Origin of the sequence: Rhizobium leguminosarum bv. viciae (assembly GCF_012276115.1) — a bacterium.
GTDB classification, from domain to species: domain Bacteria; phylum Pseudomonadota; class Alphaproteobacteria; order Rhizobiales; family Rhizobiaceae; genus Rhizobium; species Rhizobium leguminosarum_T.
The window spans coordinates 1-20,125 of sequence record NZ_WIEU01000011.1 but is presented as its reverse complement, the minus strand read 5'-3'; the positions used below and the strand labels follow the sequence as shown (position 1 = coordinate 20,125).

Annotated in this window: 15 protein-coding genes; 5 read left to right on the top strand and 10 right to left on the bottom strand. The window is 61.7% G+C overall.

The window, feature by feature from the left end; all coding sequences use genetic code 11:
• Positions 1-35: 35 nt before the first annotated feature.
• Positions 36-785: an aminoacyl--tRNA ligase-related protein gene (locus GFM02_RS19405; RefSeq protein WP_168322468.1), complete on the bottom strand. Its 750-nt coding sequence runs from the start codon at positions 783-785 to the stop codon at positions 36-38.
• A 371-nt stretch (positions 786-1,156) separates the two neighbouring features.
• On the opposite strand from GFM02_RS19405, the gene GFM02_RS19400 reads away from it, so the two are divergent.
• Positions 1,157-2,032: a D-alanyl-D-alanine carboxypeptidase family protein gene (locus tag GFM02_RS19400; RefSeq protein WP_168322467.1), complete on the top strand. Its 876-nt coding sequence runs from the start codon at positions 1,157-1,159 to the stop codon at positions 2,030-2,032.
• Positions 2,033-2,336: 304 nt separating this feature from the next.
• Here GFM02_RS19400 and GFM02_RS19395 read toward each other — a convergent pair whose 3' ends face one another.
• The 4 genes from GFM02_RS19395 to GFM02_RS19380 are packed head-to-tail and all read right to left on the bottom strand — an operon-like array spanning position 2,337 to position 6,367.
• Entirely contained in the window at positions 2,337-2,948 is a 612-nt protein-coding gene (locus GFM02_RS19395; protein WP_168322466.1) for an ABC-type transport auxiliary lipoprotein family protein, read from the bottom strand.
• Between the two features lie 25 nt (positions 2,949-2,973).
• Positions 2,974-4,344 (bottom strand): MlaD family protein, encoded by a 1,371-nt coding sequence (locus tag GFM02_RS19390; RefSeq protein WP_168322465.1) that lies wholly within the window; start codon positions 4,342-4,344, stop codon positions 2,974-2,976.
• Positions 4,345-4,353: 9 nt separating this feature from the next.
• Positions 4,354-5,196, bottom strand: coding sequence for an ABC transporter ATP-binding protein (locus tag GFM02_RS19385; protein ID WP_168322464.1), 843 nt, complete (start codon positions 5,194-5,196; stop codon positions 4,354-4,356).
• A gap of 1 nt (position 5,197) precedes the next feature.
• Positions 5,198-6,367, bottom strand: a complete 1,170-nt coding sequence (locus GFM02_RS19380; protein ID WP_205930383.1) for an MlaE family lipid ABC transporter permease subunit — start codon at positions 6,365-6,367, stop codon at positions 5,198-5,200.
• Positions 6,368-6,469: 102 nt separating this feature from the next.
• On the opposite strand from GFM02_RS19380, the gene dgcA reads away from it, so the two are divergent.
• A complete protein-coding gene (gene dgcA / locus GFM02_RS19375) occupies positions 6,470-7,453 on the top strand; it encodes an N-acetyl-D-Glu racemase DgcA (RefSeq protein ID WP_168322462.1) in 984 nt (327 codons plus the stop codon).
• Here dgcA and GFM02_RS19370 read toward each other — a convergent pair.
• On the bottom strand, positions 7,405-8,625 hold the full coding sequence (locus GFM02_RS19370; protein ID WP_168322461.1) for an MFS transporter: 1,221 nt from the start codon (positions 8,623-8,625) through the stop codon (positions 7,405-7,407). The two genes, dgcA and GFM02_RS19370, sit on opposite strands and share 49 nt — an antisense overlap.
• A gap of 210 nt (positions 8,626-8,835) precedes the next feature.
• On the bottom strand, positions 8,836-9,678 hold the full coding sequence (locus GFM02_RS19365) for a UDP-2,3-diacylglucosamine diphosphatase (RefSeq protein ID WP_168322460.1): 843 nt from the start codon (positions 9,676-9,678) through the stop codon (positions 8,836-8,838).
• Between the two features lie 210 nt (positions 9,679-9,888).
• Between GFM02_RS19365 and GFM02_RS19360 the strand changes: the two genes are divergently transcribed.
• The gene (locus GFM02_RS19360; protein WP_131642422.1) at positions 9,889-10,638 is read left to right on the top strand and encodes a histidine phosphatase family protein; all 750 of its coding nucleotides are present in this window, start codon (positions 9,889-9,891) and stop codon (positions 10,636-10,638) included.
• Positions 10,639-10,703: 65 nt separating this feature from the next.
• Here the strand turns inward: GFM02_RS19360 and GFM02_RS19355 are convergent, their stop codons facing one another.
• On the bottom strand, positions 10,704-13,856 hold the full coding sequence (locus tag GFM02_RS19355) for an efflux RND transporter permease subunit (RefSeq protein WP_168322459.1): 3,153 nt from the start codon (positions 13,854-13,856) through the stop codon (positions 10,704-10,706).
• A gap of 5 nt (positions 13,857-13,861) precedes the next feature.
• Positions 13,862-15,040, bottom strand: coding sequence for an efflux RND transporter periplasmic adaptor subunit (locus tag GFM02_RS19350; protein ID WP_020050182.1), 1,179 nt, complete (start codon positions 15,038-15,040; stop codon positions 13,862-13,864).
• A 232-nt stretch (positions 15,041-15,272) separates the two neighbouring features.
• On the opposite strand from GFM02_RS19350, the gene GFM02_RS19345 reads away from it, so the two are divergent.
• Entirely contained in the window at positions 15,273-15,833 is a 561-nt protein-coding gene (locus GFM02_RS19345) for a TetR/AcrR family transcriptional regulator (RefSeq protein ID WP_168322458.1), read from the top strand.
• Positions 15,834-15,893: 60 nt separating this feature from the next.
• On the opposite strand, the gene GFM02_RS19340 is transcribed toward GFM02_RS19345, so the two are convergent.
• Complete coding sequence (locus GFM02_RS19340; RefSeq protein WP_168322457.1) at positions 15,894-17,333, bottom strand: FAD-binding oxidoreductase; 1,440 nt, start codon at positions 17,331-17,333, stop codon at positions 15,894-15,896.
• A 242-nt stretch (positions 17,334-17,575) separates the two neighbouring features.
• On the opposite strand from GFM02_RS19340, the gene GFM02_RS19335 reads away from it, so the two are divergent.
• Positions 17,576-19,888, top strand: coding sequence for an NADP-dependent malic enzyme (locus GFM02_RS19335; RefSeq protein ID WP_168322456.1), 2,313 nt, complete (start codon positions 17,576-17,578; stop codon positions 19,886-19,888).
• Positions 19,889-20,125 lie beyond the last annotated feature (237 nt).

Here is a 20,125-nt window from a genome sequence, read left to right as displayed (position 1 = left end):
ACCGGGACTGCTTGGCAGCCCCGGCTTCCGATATCTCATCGATCGGCCGCTATGTTCCAGTTGTAGACGCAACGATCAAGGCCGATGGCGATCTCAAGCACGAGCACGTCGTGGTCGATAGCCGCTCCCTTCTTGGGCTGTGATCGGTAGCGCTGCGGAAAGTCCGTGCGTCGCGAGATCGAGCAGACCTCCATCCACTTGTCGCCATTGTCGACCTCGATATCGACAGTCACCTCGGAATAATCAGGAAGCCGGTCGGAGGGTACGATCCGCGTCGGCAGATGGATCAACGATGCGATCATCCGGCGGACCGGCTCAAGGCAGGCGGCGTGATAGTCGTTGCCGCTGTCGGCCGTGAAGGCACATTGGAATTCGAGCTGCCAGAATTCCTTCAGCCGCATGTGTTTGCTCGGCTGTTCCTGCTCGCGACGATAGGATCTGCCGGCCTGCCAGACGCAGAGCGGCAGCCGTGTCTTCGAGTGATTGCCGAGAATATGCTGCATGTAGACGTAGGTCGACGGCGTGGTCTCCGGTCTCAGCACCAGCGCGGTATCGCTGGTGGAGAGCTGTTCCTGGATCCAGATATCGGCGTTCGAATAGGCACTTGAAACCAGCGACCGCGGCATCAGCGCCGGCGCCTCGACCCTCCTGACATCCCAGGCCGGATTGACGGATCTGAGGAAGCTACGGACCTCTTGCGAGAAGAAGCCGATCATATGATCGCGCAACTGGATCTCGCGCTCCTCCCAATGGACGAGCGAATTGACATGATAAATATTGAGCACGGTGCCTGTCTCCCTGGCAACCTTGATTGACGTGGTGAGGGGCTTTACGTCCAGCAGCGCGCCGGGCGCCTGGCGCCCTGACGTCACAGCAGGACGCGAAGACCTCGTCCGCCAAGAGCGCGCAAGATCGCGACCTGCGGGCAGGTGCTGATATGACGGGAGAAGGGCGCGCGCTTCATGCTCATGGTGCATTTTCTACGTGCCGTACGCATCATTGTCAAAACCGAAGAGGGTGAGACAAAAGGAATCAGCTGTGGATGATCCTTTTTTATTGCCCGCTGTCCTTCATTCCGTCACAAACTTTTCTGATCCGCTCATATTCAAACAGAACGGCTCACTCCGCCATCCAAACGACAGAGACAGCAATATTGATGACCAAGACGACATCCCGGCTCCTTGCCACCGCGCTCTCTTCCTTTTTCCTGATGGGCGCTTTCACTCTGGCTCAGGCAGGCCAGGCAAGCTTCGTCGTGGATGTGCAGTCAGGCCAGGTTCTCGAAGGCTCCAACCAGGACGATCTGAACTATCCGGCGTCGCTGACCAAGATGATGACGCTCTATCTCGCCTTCGAAGCCCTGCATGACGGACGCCTCAACTGGGACCAGAAGCTCACCATGTCGGAAAATGCCGAGAGCAAGGAGCCCTTTAAGCTCGCTGTCGGCGCCGGCCGCAAGGTGACGCTGCGCGAAGCGGTCGAGGGAATTGTCGTGCTCTCCGCCAATGATGCGGCCGTGGCGATCGCTGAACAGCTTGGCGGCTCCGAACAGGCTTTCGCCAAGGCGATGACCGACAAGGCACGCCAACTCGGCATGAAGGATACGGTCTTCAAGAACCCGTCGGGCCTTCCCGATCCGGAGCAGGTGACCACGGCGCGGGACATGGCGACGCTCGGCGTTTCGCTAATGCGAGACTTCCCCGAGGAGTTCAAGCTCTTTTCGATGCGCGGCTTCCAGTTCCGCGGCATGAAACTGCGCGGCCACAACAACCTCATGTATCGCTACGACGGCGTCGACGGCATCAAGACAGGCTACACCGATGCATCGGGCTACAATGTCGTGACGTCGGCGTTGAAGGATGGCCGCCGCGTGGTCGGCGTCGTCATGGGCGAAAAGACCGCGAGCATACGCGACGACAAGATGGCAAGCCTGCTGGACAGCACCCTGTCGCCGTCATCAAACGCCACAGCTTCCACCATACCGGGTAATCAGCCGGGAGCGACGATGACGGATTCGCAACCGACGAAGTAGATCGATGAGCGGAGACCTGCCGACAGGTTTTCGCTAGCATAGACCCGAAATCGGATCGATTTTCGGAAAGCACGATGCGAGGATTGAAAGAGTGAGAGCGTCCTTTATGCGTCCGAAAGGACGCACGGCGCTCTAACGGGCTACCTGAAAGCCACTTCCAGGTGCTGCCGGTCTTGCGCGATCACCCTGCAATTCGTTTCGAATCGCCGCCAAGAAGGCCGAACAGATCACCGGCTCGAAGTGTCGTCTTGCAGGTCGATGCCACCGCTTGAGAACCTCGTCTCCTCGGCCTCGAAATTCCAGTTCAGATCAAGGGCAGCGTCCAGCTGACGATCTCGGAGGCAACCGTGGAGAAGGCGTGGTCGAGGCCCTTGACGAAGCCTTGATTGTCACCCCCGGCCGGCGCCATGGCGCGGAACACCTTCTGGGCGCGCACCGAGCCGTTGCGGTCGTTGAGGATCTTGGCGGAGATTTCGACCACCGCCTGGTTGCCGTTCGAAGCATCGATCTCGAAGGAGCGGATATCGGTAACGACCTGATAGTCGATCGCCAGCCCCTGCCCCGGCATGCCGACGCCGCCGAGCTTGCCGGAGTTTTCAAAGGCTTCCACCAGCTTCGACTGCACCATGCGCGGCAGCTTGTCGCCCCACTGCGCCTTCGAGAGATACTGGATTTCCGACGGCGAAACACGGATGACGATCTGCTCGCTGTCAAGCGACCTTAGCGCTGTAGGGCTGGCGATAAGGATCTGGCGGGATTTGGCCGCGGGTCCACCCCCGTCGACGGCAGCGGAAAGATCATAAGTATCGTTCTTGGCCGCGGTGCCGCACCCCGAAAGGATCAGCGCCGTCAGCGGCAGCGCGATCACCGTTCCCCTGATCCAAGAACGGCGCGACAACAGATGCGATGCGACCATATTAGGCTACCCCTGACTTCCCCAGTTAACGCCGCGTCCGGCCGTCATATTGCTTGACCGTGTCCCCGCCGAAGATCAGGCGTTGCGGATTGCGGTCGAAGTTGGTGATCGTATCGTTCAGATTGCTCACGGTTCCGCGCATGTCATTGATGAGAGTCTGCACGTCGCGCAAGCCACCGTTCGAGAATTTCTGCAGATTGTCGGCGATCGGCCCGATCCGCGAATTCAGGTTGTCTGCCACCTTCTTGAAGGATTCCAGCGTATTTCGCGCCTCGGTGAACAGCGATTGCGTATTGTCGGTTCCAAGCAGCGCATCGACCTTGATGAGAATGCCGTCTATGCGGGTCGAGGCCGAATTCAGCTTGTTGGAAAGCTGCGACACGTCCTGGATCGTCTGGTCGATATCTTTCTGACGCGCCGAAACCGTGTTGGCGACATCGCGGATAGAGACGACGGCGGCGCGCGCATCCTTGGTCGCCTGCGCGATGTCGTCGACCGAGCCCTTCACCTTCTGGGGGTCGATCTGGGCAACGAGCGTATCGACGCGGTCGAGCGTCGCCTGCGCCTGCTTGCCGAAATCGTTGAAGGTGGTGGCCGTCTGGTCGAACTTCTGGATCGCCCCTTTGAGGTCGCCTGAGGCATCGGCGACATTGGCGGTGATCTTCTCGGCATTGGAGACGATGTTGTCGATCTTCTGCGCATCGACCGCCTTGATCAGCGATTCGACGGCCTGAAGCGTCGAATCGACACGGCCGGACACGGCCTTCACCGTATTGGAGAGCTCACCCACACTCTGCAGGAAGGCGTCGATATTGCCGGAATTCTTGGCAAGCGCATCCGAGAACGTCTCGGCATTCTTGAAAGTCTCGGTCAGCGGCCCGCGCGAATCTTCGATGAAACCCTGAAGTTCGCCGACCGCGTCGTTGGCCCGATCGAGGATCTTGTCGGCGGTCGCCAGAAGATTGGTGACGCTCGACTGGTCGGCGACGATGACGGCGCGTTTGTTATTGTCGATCGCATGCTGGAGTATACTTTCCTCGCCCTTGCGGCCGCCCGAGAGTTCGATATAGGCAGCCCCGGTCAAGCCCTGAATTTCAAGGGCGGCCTTGGTGGAGGGGTAGATCGGCGCATCGGTACGCACCTGGGTGAAGGCCAGCGAATATTGCGGATCGTCGGCATCGATCGACAGCGTCTGCACCGAGCCTATCTGGATGCCGTTGAAGCGCACCGGCGAGCCGACGCTGAGACCGTTGGCCGAGCCCGGAATACGAACGATCAGCTCCGTCATCGGGCCGCCTCGGCCATATTCGGCCATCCAGTAGACGAAGCCGAAGGCCGCCGCGATCACCAGCACAGTGAAAAAACCGACAATCGTGTAATTGGCTTTGGTTTCCATCTTATCCGGTCACTTCTCGCTGCTGCCGTGCCGCGCGCCATCATCCTGCGGCACGATCGACCGCGCACGTTTGCCCTTGAAATAGGCCTGCACCCACGGATCGTCATAGGCCAGCATATCGTCGATCGTGCCTTCCACCATTACCCGCTTCTTTCCGAGCACGGCAATACGGTCGCAGACCGAAAACAGGCTGTCGAGGTCGTGCGTGACCATATATACGGTCAGTCCCAGACTATCGCGCAGGTTGGCGATCAGTTCGTCGAATTCGGCCGCGCCGATCGGATCGAGGCCCGAGGTCGGTTCGTCCAGGAAGACGAGTTCCGGATCGAGCGCCAGAGCGCGGGCAAGGGCTGCACGCTTGATCATGCCGCCTGACAGTTCGGACGGGTATTTGTCGGCGGCATCAGCCGCGAGCCCGACCATGCGGATCTTCAGATGCGCCAGTTCGTCCATCAGCGAGCGCGGCAGGTCGAGATATTCGCGCATCGGCACCTGGATGTTCTCCTTGACCGTCAGCGACGAGAACAGTGCTCCCTGCTGGAACAGTACGCCGAGCCGCATATCGAGCGCGTTGCGCTGCGGCTCATCGAGCTCGTCGAAATCCTGGCCGAGGATCTTGATCGTGCCGGAGCGGCGCGGCAGCAGCCTGAGCACCGTGCGCATCAACACCGATTTGCCGGTGCCCGACGCACCGACGAAACCGAGTATCTCGCCGCGGTAAATATTGAGGTTCAGATTGTCGAGCACGACCTTGGAGCCGAAGCCGACGGTGACGTCGCGCGCCGACAGCACGATGTCCCTTTCGTCCTTGTCTTCCGTATCGATCGGTTTCTCGTCCACGCGGTCCGCCATGCTAAAAGTCGATCGCTGCATAGAACATCGCAAAAAGCCCGTCCATCAGGATGACGACGAAAATCGCTTTCACCACCGAGGCCGTGACATGCTGGCCGAGCGATTCCGCGCTGCCGCCAACCTTCAACCCCTCGACGGCGGCAACGATGCCGATGACCAGCGCCATGAACGGCGCCTTGATCATGCCTGAGAGCACCGTCGACAGCGTCACCGCCTCGTGCAGTCGCGACAGGAAGTTGGCGAAGGTGATGCCGGAATAGCCCCAGGCGACAGCGGCAGCCCCTCCCAGCGAAGCGAAATTCGCCAGCACCGTCAAAAGTGGCAGCGCAATGGTCAGCGCCACCAGCCGCGGGAAGATCAGCACGCCGATCGGGTTCAGGCCCATCACTTTCAGCGCGTCGATCTCCTCGCGCATCTTCATCGAACCGATTTCGGCGGTGATGGCGCTGCCCGAACGGCCGGCGATCATGATCGAGGTCAGAAGCACGCCGATTTCGCGTAATTGCAGGATGCCGACGAGATCGACGACGAAAACCTCGGCGCCGAAATAGCGCAGCTGGAAGGCGCCCTGCTGGGCGATGATCGCCCCGATCAGGAACGACATCAACAGAATGATCGGAACAGCGCGAACGCCCATATGGTCGATCTGGTTGACGATGGAGGCCGGCGAAACGCCGCTGCCGCGGCCGAACTTCATCTGCGCGCCGCGCACCGCCGAGCCGAGGATATACATGGCGGCGGCGAAATTGTCCCAGACCTCATAGGTCATCTTGCCGATCGGCGCGAAGATGCGCGCGGCAAGCGAGACTTTCTCCGCCTGTTCCGGCTCGGGCTTGGCCGGCTCCTCGGAAAACATCTCGAGCATTTCGTCGATATGCGGGTTGGTGCCTTCGAAGCGAACCGTACGCCCGCCGGCCTCTTCTTGCTTTTTCAGCCGGCACAGCAGCCAGATGCCGGCAGTGTCGATCTCCGATATGTCCGAGAGGTCTACCGTCAGGTCGCCGGTCTTCTTCTGCAGGAGCTTGTCGAAATCGCGCAGCACCAGATGGATGTAGGCGCTGCGCCAATTTCCCTGAAGACGCACACGCTGTCCCGAGCCATCAGCCTGGTCGTTCACATCAAGTGAGGCGGCGTTGCGATTCTCGGCGTTCAAGATACTTGTGTCTTTCAAGGCTTATAGCGACATTGCCGAATCGCGAAGCAGATCGTTCGTCGCCCGGCGCGTCAATATACAGAAGCACCGTGCAATTTCCATGCTCGCAGGAGAGCAATAATGCCGCGCACCCTCGATATCCAGATGAATTCCTTTCCGATTGCCGGGACCTTCACCATCTCGCGCGGGGCAAAGACCGAAGCCGAGGTCATCACCTGCACGCTTGTCGAAGCGGGTGCGCAGGGGCTTGGCGAATGCGTGCCTTATCGCCGCTACGGCGAGACCATGCAGAGCGTTTTCGCCCAGATCGAAGCGGCGCGACCGCTGATCGAGGCCGGCATCTCGCGCCGCGATCTGCAGTCGGCCATGCCGCCGGGTGCGGCCCGCAACGCCGTCGATTGCGCCCTCTGGGATCTTGAGGCGAAGCGGACGGGAGACAGCGTCGCCGCCCGCCTCGGCCTTTCCGCTCCGCAGCCGCTCACCACCGCCTACACCATCTCGCTCGGTGAACCGGAGGTGATGGCCGCCCGGGCGCGCGCGCATGCCGGCCGTGCCCTGCTGAAGGTCAAGGTCGGCACTGGCGACGATGAAAGCCGCATCCGCGCCGTCCGCGCCGCCGCGCCCGATGCCGAAATCATCCTCGACGCCAATGAAGGCTGGCCGGAAGCGGTGTTGGAGCGTCATCTCCATTTCGCCGCAGAAGTAGGCATCGCCCTCGTCGAGCAGCCGCTGCCGGCCGGCCGCGATGGGCTGCTCGCCGAAATCCGCCGCCCGCTCCTCGTCTGCGCCGATGAGAGCGTCCACCACACCGGCGATCTCGCAAGCCTTGCCGACCGCTACGACGCGATCAACATCAAGCTCGACAAGACCGGCGGCCTGACGGAGGCGCTGTCGATGAAGGCCGAGGCCGAACGGCTTGGATTCAGCATCATGATCGGCTGCATGGTCGGCACCTCGCTTGCCATGGCGCCCGCAGTATTACTCGCCCAGAACGCCGATTTCGTCGATCTCGACGGCCCGCTGCTGCTTGCCCGCGACCGCGAACCCGGCCTGCGCTACGCCGCTTCCCTGGTCTTTCCGCCCGAGACCGCGCTCTGGGGCTGAAGGTAATAGGCTGAGATGACGAGGCCGAGGCCGGTGAACGCCACCACGGCCATGACGTAATAGCTGACGACGCCGAGCCAGGCATAGAGATAACCCGACGCCAGGGTCATCAGCGCCATCGCCATGCCGACATAGAAGAAATAGGCGCCCTGCGCCGAGGATTCCTGCGTCTCCTGCACCGTCGCCACGATCCGCCGCTGCACGCCGGTATGCACGAAGGCGTAGGTGAAGCCGTGGAAACATTGCAACAGGAAGAAACCGGCAAATCCCGTATTCATCGGAAACAGGATCCAGCGACAGACGCTGATGGCGCAGCCGAAGCGGATAAGCGTCCAGGCATTGAAGCGCCGGCTGAGGCGCTTCGACAGAAAGAACACTGTCACTTCCGAAGCAACGCCGGCACTCCAGAGCAGGCCGACCTCGGTACCGGAAAAACCGAGGTGATGCCAGTAGATCGAGGAGAAGGCGTTGAGCACCGCATGGCTCGATTGCTGGATGGCGACGCCGATCAAGAGCAGCATCAGGTGCGGCTCACGCAGGCCGCTGCCGGTGGCGGCCGGAAGATCGATCGGCTGGCCTCGCCGCCGCGTCGGCCCGATGCGCGGGCAGAAGATCGCCATGACCACGGTCATGATAAAGCCGAACACCATGATCGGCAGCACCATCCCCCCGCCCCACTGGTTGATGAATTCGCCGCCAACCAGCGTCGAAACGATGAAAGCAATCGAGCCCCAGACCCGCATCGATCCGTAATCGAGACCCCAGCGGCGCACGCCAGATATGACGATCGATTCGACGACCGGCACATAGGGCGCGAAGGTGGCGCCCTGCAGCGTAAAGACGATGAAGACAGGCCAGAAAGTCGTCGTCCAGTAGAGTGCTACTGCCGTCAGCAGCGACAGGCTGCCTGACCAGAGCAGCACGTCGGCGCGCTCCTTCATCCGGTCGGCGATCATGGCGACAACAGGCGCCACCAGCACGCGCACCACCATCGGAACGGCCAGGATCACACCGATTTCGTGGTCGCTGAAGCTGTGGCCCGCAAGCCAGACGGGGAAGAACGGCAGAACGATGCCGTTGACGAGCAGCGGCGCGCAATAGGAAAGCGCACTGAGCAGCCGGAAGCGCGGCGGCGCTCCCTCACCCGTCGGGGAATTTTGAGCGGGAATCATGGATGGACCTGAAGGAAACTCGTCGTTGTCCTAACACACCACCCTTGAGGCGACTATTGCGAGAAATAGCCGTCCTGAAACGTTTTAGAAAATAAATAGGGCCTGTCGCCTGACGGTAACGGCTAAATTCCTACTGCAAAATTTCAACGTGCTACGGCGTCCTTTGCGCGTCCGAAAGACGCGCGGCGCTGTAAAGCGCGGGTGCCAAAATCAGGCGGCTTGCGGGGCCAGTTCGCCCTCGTCATGCATTTCGATAGCGGCAAGTGCCGGCACACTGCTGGCGAGCGAGCGCCAGGTGATCAGTTCGAAGGTGCCATCCTCGTGCTCGGCGACAGCCGTGCAGCTTTCCACCCAATCGCCGGTGTTGATGTAGCGGATACCGTCCATATCCTGGATGATGGCATGATGGATATGTCCGCAGATCACGCCGTCGGCGCCGTTTTTGCGGGCTTCCTCGGCCACGACGCGCTCGAATTCGCCGATGAAATTGACGGCATGCTTGACCTGCAGCTTCGCCCAGGCCGAGAACGACCAGTAGGGCATGCCGAGCCGGCGGCGCACCGCCGCCAGGATGATGTTGATGCGGATCGCCGTGTCATAGGCCCAGTCGCCGAGATAGGCGAGCAGCCGGGCGTTGCGGACCACGACGTCGAACTCGTCGCCGTGCAGGATCAGGTATTTCTTGCCGTCGGCGCCGTCATGCATCATGCGCTCGACGACCTCGATGCCACCGAAATGCATGCCTGGGAAGGCGCGCAGGAATTCGTCGTGATTGCCGGGAATATAGACGACACGCGTGCCCTTGCGCGCCTTGCGCAACAGTTTCTGGACGACATCGTTGCAGACCTGCGGCCAGTACCAGCTGCGCTTCAGGCGCCAGCCGTCGACAATGTCCCCGACGAGCACGATCGTATCGGCCTCGTGGTAGCGCAGGAAATCCAGCAGGAAATCGGCCTTCGCGGCCTTCGAGCCGAGATGGACATCGGAAATGAAGAGCGTGCGGAAATGTCTGGGTTCCATCATGTCTTTCACGAGCTGCCGCTCATGTCCCATCTTTCATCTAACCTTCCAAAACCAGACTCGTGTTTCAGGAAGATGACAAGCTGGGGAAAAGCGCTGCAAACCCGATCATTCCGCGCGGCCGGATGGCCGTCGCCGCGCGGGCAGCATGGCCGTCGACGCCAGGCCTGCCGGCCATGTTGCCCTGCGCATTCAGGGCGTTCATGATGGCGGCGATTCATATCCGACAATGCGGGATGGCTGATGCGTCTTTTTCTCGTTCGCCATGGCGAATCCCTCGGCAATATCAACGAACAGGCCTACCGCCAATTCGGCGATCACAATGTGCCGCTGACGCGGTGGGGCCATCGGCAGGCTCTCGAAGCAGGCAGCGTGATCGCCTCCTATCTCAAGGCATTGCCGAGCGCGGGTTTCGGTAAGCTGCATATCTGGTACTCGCCCTTTCTCAGGACCCGGCAGAGCAAGGATGCGCTGCTCGAAGCCCTGCCGGAAAGCTTCGTCGGCGATATCAGGGAGGATTATCTGCTGCGCGAGCAGGATTTCGGTCTCTTCACCGAAATCTACGACCACGCCGAACAGAAGCAGAAGTTTCCCGAGGAGTTCGAAAAATGGGCAAGGCTGCGCAGCAACAGCGGCAAATTCTACGCACGGCCGCCGGACGGCGAAAGCCGGGCGGATGTGGCTCAGCGGGTGCGCCTGTTCCTCCAGACCGTCATGCACGACGCCGAAAATAGCGACCACAACCTCGTGATCGTCGGTCATGGCGTCACCAACCGGGCGGTCGAAATGAACTTCCTGCACCGCCCTGTCGAGTGGTTCGAGCGCTCCGACAATCCTGGAAACGCCGATATCACGCTGATCGAGGGGACGCGCTCGCAAGGATACGAATCGATCCTGCTGCATCAGGCCGCCGACCGGCAGCCGGGACAGGAAGGCGAACTGCGCGATGCCTATGGCGCCGACGTGACGATCACGCCGAAGCCGACTGCATAATTCCTGAAATCGGACCGGCGCAAAGGTGTGGCGGGTCGGGTAAGGCAACCCGCCAATTCTTCACCTCAGGTCGGCGACGCGACGGTTGCCGGCTCCTGCCCGGCCGGCGCCTCCTCGTTCACAGTCTCCGGCCGCTTCGTCCTCAAGAGACGCAGCACGAAGGCGAAGAAGACGGGAACGAAGAAGATCGCCAGCACCGTCGCCGAGATCATGCCGCCGAGCACGCCCGTGCCGATGGCATTCTGGCTCGCCGCACTTGGCCCGGTGGCGATCGCCAGAGGCACCACGCCCAAAGTGAAGGCGAGCGAGGTCATGACGATCGGCCGGAAGCGCAGACGGGCGCCTTCGATTGCGGCCTCCATCAGCGATTTGCCCTCGGCAAAACCGTCCTTGGCGAATTCGACGATCAGGATGGCGTTCTTCGCCGACAGTCCGATGATCGCGATCAGACCGACCTTGAAGTAAATGTCGTTGGACATGTCGCGGCTCATCACCGCGAGCACGCAGCCGATGACGCCAAGCGGCACGACCAGCATTACCGACAACGGGATCGACCAACTCTCGTAAAGCCCCGACAGCAGCAGGAAGACGAAAAGGATGCTGAGGCCGAACAGGAACGGCGCCTGCGATCCCGATCTGAGCTCCTCCAGCGACTGGCCGGTCCATTCGAAGCCGAAGCCGTCGGGAAGTTCTGAGGCCAGCCGCTCCATTTCGGTAATCGCCGCCCCCGACGAATATCCGGGTGCCGGAGCGCCAGAGATACGCACGGAAGGGTAGCCGTTATAACCGACGATCTGCGCCGGTCCCTTCTGCCATTCGGCGACGGCAAAGGACGATAGGGGCACCATACCGCCGCTCGCATTGCGGACATTGAGCTTCATCAGGTCTTCCGCCTGCAGTCTGCTCTTGTCCTGCGCCTGCACGATGACGCGCTGCATGCGGCCCGAATTCGGGAAGTCGTTGACATAGCTCGAGCCGAGATTGGCGGTGATCGTGCTGTTGATGTCGGCGAAGGCAACGCCGAATGTATTTGCCTTCTCGCGATCGATGACGAGCACGAGCTGGGCCGAGTCAGGCATACCTTCCGGTCGGATGCCTGATATGATGGGGTTCTGCGATGCCTTGCCGATCAGCATTCCCGCCGCCTCGGTCAGTGCCGCCTGGCCTTTCCCCCCGCGATCCTGAAGGCGGAAGGTGAAGCCGTTGGTCGTGCCGAACCCTTCGATCGGCGGCGGCGACAGCGCGAAGGATGTGGCGTCCTTCAGCCCAAATAGCTGCATGTTGGCGCGGTTGGAGATCTCCTGTACCGAATTGCCGGCGCCGCGTTCGGCCCAGTCCTTGAGCGTGACGAACACCAGGGCGGCGTTCGGTCCCTGCCCCGAGAAGCTGAAGCCCTGGATCGCAACGACGTTGGCAACGGCCGGCTCCTTCTTGAAGATCGCTTCGATGCTTTCAAGCGAGGCCACCGTGCGGTTGCGGCTCGCCTCCGGCGGTCCCTGCACGTCGACGATCAGGAAGCCCTGATCCTCATCCGGCACGAAGCTGCTCGGCAGGTTGACGAAAAGATAACCGAGGCCGATGAGCAGCGCGACATAGACGGCCATGACCCGCCAGGAACGCTTGGCCAGTCCCTCGACGGTGCGGGCATAACGGCCTGTCAGCCGGTCGAAGTTGCGGTTGAACCAGCCGGCAATGCCTTTCTTCTCGTGATGACCCTTGATCGGCTTCAGGAAGGTTGCGCAAAGCGCCGGGGTCAGCGACAGCGCCAGGAAGGCCGAAAACAGGATGGATACGACCATGGTCAGGCTGAACTGACGGTAGATGATGCCTGTGGAACCCGGGAAGAACGCCATTGGAACGAAGACGCAGGAGAGAACCAGCGTAATCCCGAGGATCGCGCCGGTGATCTGCCGCATCGCCTTCTTGGTCGCTTCCTTCGGTGACAGCCCTTCCACCGCCATCAGCCGCTCGACGTTTTCCACCACCACGATGGCGTCGTCGACGAGAATGCCGATGGCAAGCACCATCGCGAACATCGTCAGCACGTTGATCGAGAAGCCTGCGGCAAACATGACGGCAAGCGTCCCGAGCAGCGCGACGGGCACGACGAGCGTTGGAATGATGGTGTAGCGGAAGCTCTGCAAGAAGATGAGCATGACGACGAAGACGAGCGCGACGGCTTCTGCGAGTGTATGCGCCACCTTCTCGATCGATGCCGAGACGAACGGGCTGGTATCATAGGGAACGGAATATTCGACGCCGTCAGGGAAGAAGCGTGACAGCTCCTCCATCTTCGCCTTGACCAGGTTGGAGGTGTTGACGGCATTGCCCGTCGACGACAGCTGGATGGCAATGGCGGCACTTGGCTGCCCGTTCAAGCGGGTCGAGAAGCTGTAGCTCTCGCTGCCCTCTTCGATGCGCGCAACGTCGCGCAGCCTGACGTTCGATCCGTCGGCATTGGCGCGCAGCACGATGTCTCCGAACTCCTCGATGTCGGTCAGTTGCCCCTTCACCAGCACCGTCGCCGTCAGGTCCTGCGAGATCGGATTGGGTGCCGCACCGATCTGGCCAGCCGCGACCTGGGCGTTCTGTGCCGAGATCGCCGCGCTGATGTCGGATGCTGTGAGGTTCAGGCCAACCATCTTGTCGGGATCGATCCAGATGCGCATCGCCCGCTGCGACGCAAACAGCTGGGCGCGGCCAACGCCCTCGAGACGGCGCAGCTCGCCGATGACGTTTCGGTTGAGATAGTCGCCGAGCGCCACCTCGTCGGTCTTCCCATCCGTCGATGTCAGCGAGATGAACATCAGGAAGCCGGACGATGCCTCCTCGACCGTGATGCCCTGATCCTTGACGGATTGCGGCAGTCGCGGTTCGACGCGGCGGATGGCGTTCTGAACGTCGACCGAGGCCTGGTCGATATCGGTGCCTGCCGCAAAGGTCGCGGTGATGGTCATCGCACCCGATGTATCGGAGGTCGACTCGAAATAGGAAAGGTGCTCGACCCCATTCAGCTCTTCTTCGATCTGGCGAGTGACGCCCTGATAGATGTCCTGCGGCGATGCGCCGGGATAGCTCGTGGTGATGCTGAGCTGCGGCGGCGCGACCTTCGGATATTGCGCGACCGGCAGGAACGGCAGCGCGATCAGGCCGGCGAGGGAGATGAAGATCGCAAAGACCCAGGCAAGGATCGGGCGATCGATAAAGAAACGTGCCATCGATCTTACTCCGGCTTCTTGGCGTCACCGGACGCGAGCTGACCATCCCGCCACTCTTCCGGCGCGACCTTTGCGCCCGGCTGCAGTTTCTGGCTGCCGTCGACAACGAGACGCTCACCTGATGACAGGCCGCTTTCGACCACCCATTCATTGCCGAAGGATTGACCGAGCTCCACGTCACGCGGCTGTGCTACGTCTCCCTCCTGGACGACATAGACCTGCGCCTTGCCATCGGCCGTGCGGATGACGGCGCGCTGCGGGATGAGGATTGCCTTCTCACGGACGGCCTGTTCGATGCGGACCCTGATGTAAAGACCCGGCAGCAGATCGCCCTTGGGATTTGGGAATTCACCGCGGAGGGTGACCTGGCCCGTCGTCGCATCGACGCTGGCGCTGCTGAAGAGCAGCTTGCCGGCTTCGCCATAGACCGTGCCGTCGTCGAAGACGAGTTTGATATCGGCCTTGCCTGGTTCGGTCGATGTGAGGCTGCCGTTCTCGACCGCCCGCTTCAGCGCCAGCAGATCTCCGGAGGATTGCGTGAAGTCGGCATAAACTGGGTCGATCTGCTGGATCATCGCCAGCGCATCGCCGGCGTCGGCCGTCACCAGCGCGCCTTCCGTCACCAGCGCGCCGCCGATGATGCCTGATATCGGTGCGCGGACTTCGGTATAGCCGAGATTGATCTTCGCTTCGTCGAGTGCGGCCTGCGCCAGCGCGACATCGGCATCGGCCTGGGCAAGGGCGACGGCTGCCGCATCGTATTCGATACCGCTTGCAACATCGCGGTCGCGCAACGATTTCTGCCGCTCCAACTGCTGGCGGGCATTCATCTGCGTCGCCCTGGCGCGCTCGAGGCTTGCCTCGGCACTCGCCACGCGGACCCGGAAAAGCGCCGGATCGATCCGGTAAAGCACGTCGCCCTGATGAACGAGGCTGCCCTGCTCGAAGATCCGTTCCTGCAGGATGCCGGAAACTCTGGCCCGCACCTCCGAAACGCGCGTCGCGGCGATGCGGCCCGGCAGCTCGCTGATAACGGGAACCGGACGCGCATTGAGCGTCAGGACGCTGACGGCTGCTGGCGGCATCGCGCCGCCTTCCTGCGCGTAAGCCGGCAGGCCGGCACCGAATATGAGCGCCAGGACAAGCGTATAACGCAATGATTTCGTTCGAAAAAGCATGTTCATTAGCCTTCCTGCTGGTCCCGCTGGGGTCCAAAAAAGCGCAGCCCGCCGAAATGACGTTCGGCGGGCCTCCTCAGCCGACAGATAGTCGATCTTATTTTGCATTACAAGATACCTACCGGTAGGTATGATAGCACTATCATGATCGGAACTCCCATGGCCCAGCGATCCCGGGAGTGATACTGATCTTTCTCGGGCCGCCTCGGCGCGAAGCTTCTCGAACACAGGTCATGCATTGGTAGATAGCCCCCGCAACAGAAAGAAACAGCCGGACGTCGTGCGGCAGGCTCTTCTCGATTGCGCCACCAAGCTGGCGCTCGAGCATGGTCTCGCCGCCGTCAGCCTGCAGGCGGTCGCGAGTGCCGCCGGCGTGACCAAGGGAGGTCTGTTTCACCACTTCCCAAATAAGCAGGCGCTTATAGAGGCCGTGTTCGACGGCATGATGGAAAACCTCGACCGTGAGATCGATGGAGAACTGGAAAAGGATAAGGGCGGCCACGGCACATTCACCCGCGCCTATGTCCGCACCCTGTTTGCCGACCGCGCCCTCAACAACAGCCCGTGGTCGGCGCAGACGATGACGGTGCTCGCCGACCCCTACTCCAAGAGCCTCTGGCACAGATGGATGAACGACCGGCTCATCAGGCACGCCGAAACCGACATGGGAATGCGGCTCGAGATCGTTCGCCTGGCGGCGGACGGCGCATGGCTTGCCCATGTTTTACGGCCTGACGGCCATGCCGCGTCCGACGACGCGGTTCTGCTGCGTGAATTGATCGAACTCACCGAGGGGTGACAAGTGATTGGCGCCTCATCCCGCGCCCGACTATATCATCCGAGCGCGGGATCGGCGGGGCTAGGCAGCTCGCACTGCCGCCATCGGTTTAACATTCTGGTTCATCCGGAACAGATTGTTCGGATCGTAGCGCCGCTTGATCTCGGCAAGGCGAGCGTAGTTGGCGCCATAGGCGGTCTCGACGCGATCGCCTTCGTCTTCGGGCATGAAATTGATGTAGGCCGTGCCGACCGAATGCGGCTTGGTTGCCTCGAACAGATCCCGCGCCCAGCCTATGCAGCTTCCATCCATCCCGGCTTCCCGCCAGCGCGCATGCACATTCATGACGAAATGCGAGCTGCGTTGTGGAAATGCGGTGGCTTCGGTGGCCACGCGGCCAGCCGCACCGCCGACATGGCCGATGAAGATCTCGCATTCCGGGCCGGGCAGCTTGCGCACGGCCTTGAGCAGAACCTCGATCGCGACATCTGAGAGAGAGGCAAAATCCTGGCTCTTCCAGTAATTGCGCGCGCCCGGTGTCAACAGCGGATCGAATGCCTGTTGCCAGCCGGTGAACGGCACCGGGCCGACAACGTCGGCAATCGGATTTCCGATCGCGCGCAATCTGGCCGTCGCCTTTTCGCCCGCCGTGATGTCTCCGCAATAACACATGGCGAGCACGACGATTTCCTTGCCGTGCCATTCCGCGGGAAGGAAGGGCAGCGGCGGCGCTTGCCGCATCACCACCCAGCAGGTCAGCTCATCGGGTGCCGCGTCCAGCGCCTGCCGGTATTCCCTCAGCACCTTCTCCGCATCGGCGAAGGGATGTACCACCAGCCCGGCGAGAACTTCTGTGTTGAGAGGGTTGAGTTTGAATTCAAAGGATGTGACGACGCCGAAATTGCCGCCGCCGCCGCGCAGCGCCCAGAAGAGGTCCGGTTTTTCCGTCTCGCTCGCCTTGACCAGTTCGCCATCGGCCGTCACCACATCAACCGAAAGCAGATTATCGAGCGTCAGCCCGAATTTGCGGGTCAGCCAGCCGAAACCGCCGCCGAGCGTCAGGCCGGCGATGCCGGTGGTGGAATTGATGCCGGTCGGCAGCACCAGCCCGAAGGCCAGCGTTTCCTGGTCGACATCGGCAAGCGTGGCTCCCGGCTCGATCCTGGCGCGACGCGTCTTCGGATCGACCCGCACCGATTTCATCGCAGACAGGTCGATGACCACACCGCCTTCGCAGACGGCATTGCCGGCGATGCCGTGTCCGCCGCCACGCACCGAAACGAGCAGATTATTGTCGCGTGCAAACCGCACCGCCCGCACGACATCGGCGGCGCCCGCGCAGCGCGCGATAAGCCCGGGCCGGCGGTCGATCATCCCATTCCAGATCGCCCGCGCCTCGTTGTAATCCATGTCTTTGCTGGTCAGGAGACTGCCGCGAAATCCGGCGGCAAAAGCATCGATGGCCACGTCATTGACCATCGTCTGCCCCTTTTGCAGGGTCGTGAGGTTCAAATTGTCCATGATTTCCTCCATGCGACCGGCGCCCCGCACCGTCGCGGCCGGCATCCTGCTCCTGTTGAGGTCGTCAAACAAGTTTCCCCAAAAGGATTAGCTGCGGCGGCTGCTTGAAGGCCGAATGGTCACGGCGTGGATACACCCCTCTGCCCACCTCACGAAAACTTCTTCCATCCCTCATTTCCATACTGTCGCCCGTATCCGATTGATGTATGGAGGGAGCTCAAAAGACGTGCACGGAGGCGGCGATGGATCACCTGGAAAAATCGAAGACGGAAAAGAACCTGACGAGCGGCGATCTCGACGAACAGGCGCTTTTCTTCCACCGCTATCCCCGCCCCGGCAAGCTGGAAATCCAGGCGACCAAGCCGCTCGGCAACCAGCGCGACTTGGCGCTCGCCTATTCGCCCGGTGTTGCGGCCCCTTGCCTTGCCATCCGCGACAATCCCGAAATGGCGGCCGAATATACCTCGCGCGCCAATCTCGTCGCCGTTATCTCCAACGGCACCGCCGTGCTCGGCCTCGGCAATATTGGTCCGCTTGCTTCCAAGCCGGTCATGGAGGGCAAGGCGGTGCTCTTCAAGAAATTCGCCGGCATCGACGTCTTCGATATCGAGATCGATGCCGCAGCCGTCGACCAGATGGTCTCAACCATCGCCTCGCTGGAGCCGACCTTCGGCGGCATCAACCTTGAAGACATCAAGGCGCCGGAATGTTTCGAGGTCGAGCGTCGCCTGCGCGAAAAGATGAAGATCCCCGTCTTCCACGACGATCAGCACGGCACGGCAATCATCGTCGCCGCCGCGATCCTGAACGGGCTGGAACTCGCCGGCAAGAACATCGCCGACATCAAGATCGTCGCCTCCGGCGCCGGTGCTGCCGCCCTTGCCTGCCTCAACCTGCTTGTCATTCTCGGGGCAAGACGCGAAAACATCTGGGTCCACGATCTCGAAGGCCTCGTCTATGAGGGCCGCACCGAGTTGATGGACGAATGGAAATCCATCTATGCCCAAAAGAGCGAGACGCGCACGCTCGCCGAAAACATCGGCGGCGCCGACGTCTTTTTGGGCCTCTCGGCCGCTGGCGTCCTGAAGCCGGAACTGCTGGCGCAGATGGCCGACAAGCCGCTGATCATGGCGCTTGCCAATCCGACGCCGGAGATCATGCCCGATCTCGCCCGTGCCGCCCGCCCCGACGCGATGATCTGCACCGGTCGCTCGGATTTCGCCAACCAGGTCAACAACGTCCTCTGCTTTCCCTATATCTTCCGCGGCGCGCTCGATTGCGGCGCCGAGACGATCAACGAGGAGATGAAGATGGCGGCCGTGCGCGCCATCGCAGCCCTTGCCCGCGAAGAGCCGTCCGATGTTGCCGCGCGTGCCTATTCCGGCGAGACCCCGGTCTTCGGCCCCGATTACCTGATCCCCTCGCCCTTCGATCCGCGCCTGATCCTGCGCATCGCACCTGCAGTCGCCAAAGCCGCCGAACAGAGCGGCGTGGCACGCCGCCCGATCCAGGATTTCGACGCCTATCTCGACCAGCTGAACCGCTTCGTCTTCCGCTCCGGCTTCGTCATGAAGCCGATCTTCACTGCGGCCAAGGCCGCCGAGCGCAAGCGCGTCATCTTTTCCGAAGGCGAGGACGAGCGCGTGCTGCGCGCCGCCCAGGTGCTGCTCGAAGAAGGCCTTGCCGAACCGATCCTGATCGGCCGCCCGCAAGTCATCGAGACGCGCCTGAAGCGCTACGGCCTGCGCATCCGCCCGCTGCAGGATTTCGAAGTCATCAATCCGGAAGACGATCCGCGCTTCCGCGAATATGTCGATCTCTATTTCTCCCTCGTCGGCCGCCGCGGCGTCATCCCGGAAGCTGCCCGCACGATCGTGCGCACCAACACGACAGTCATCGGCGCGTTGGCGCTGAGGCGCGGCGAGGCCGATGCGCTGATCTGCGGCCTGGAAGGCCGTTACGAGAAGCATCTTCGCGACGTCCGCCTGATCATCGGCAAGCGCAAGGATGTCCGCGATTTCTCAGCCCTCAGCCTGATGATTTCGCAGCGCGGCGCCACCTTCTTCACCGACACCTATGTCACCTTTAATCCGACCGCCGAGGAGGTCGCCGAGGCGACAGTGCTAGCGGCCGAGGAAATCCGCCGTTTCGGCCTCACGCCGCGCGCCGCCCTGGTCTCGCATTCCAATTTCGGTTCGCGTGAGTCCGAAAGCGCGACGAAGATGCGCAACGCCCTGCAGCTCGTGCGCGATGCTGCACCCGACCTTGAGGTCGATGGCGAGATGCACGGCGAAAGCGCCATCACCGAAGCGCTGCGCAAGCGCGTCATGCCGGACACGACGCTGCACGATGAGGCGAACCTCCTGGTCTTCCCGAACCTCGATGCCGCCAACATCACCCTCGGCGTGGTCAAGTCGATGACCGACGGCCTGCATGTCGGCCCGATCCTGCTCGGCACCGCCCTGCCCGCCCATATCCTCGCCCCCTCTGTCACCTCCCGCGGCGTCGTCAATATGGCGGCACTCGCCGTCGTCGAGGCATCGCAACCGGCTTGAGCCGGCTTAGACTGCTGACAAAGTCGGCCAACTCCTCTGTCGTCATGCTCGGGTCTGTCCCGAGCATCTACAGCTGGTGCAGCAGATCCCCGGCACGAGGCCACTGCTGTCCGGTTTAAATTTAGTGGACATGGTGCACGGTGTTGATTCTACTCATGTTCGAGCGTTTGGCGACGTTCCCGGACACGAAAGAGGAGCAACACCGTGCGGCACGACAATAGCGTCTTTCATGATCTG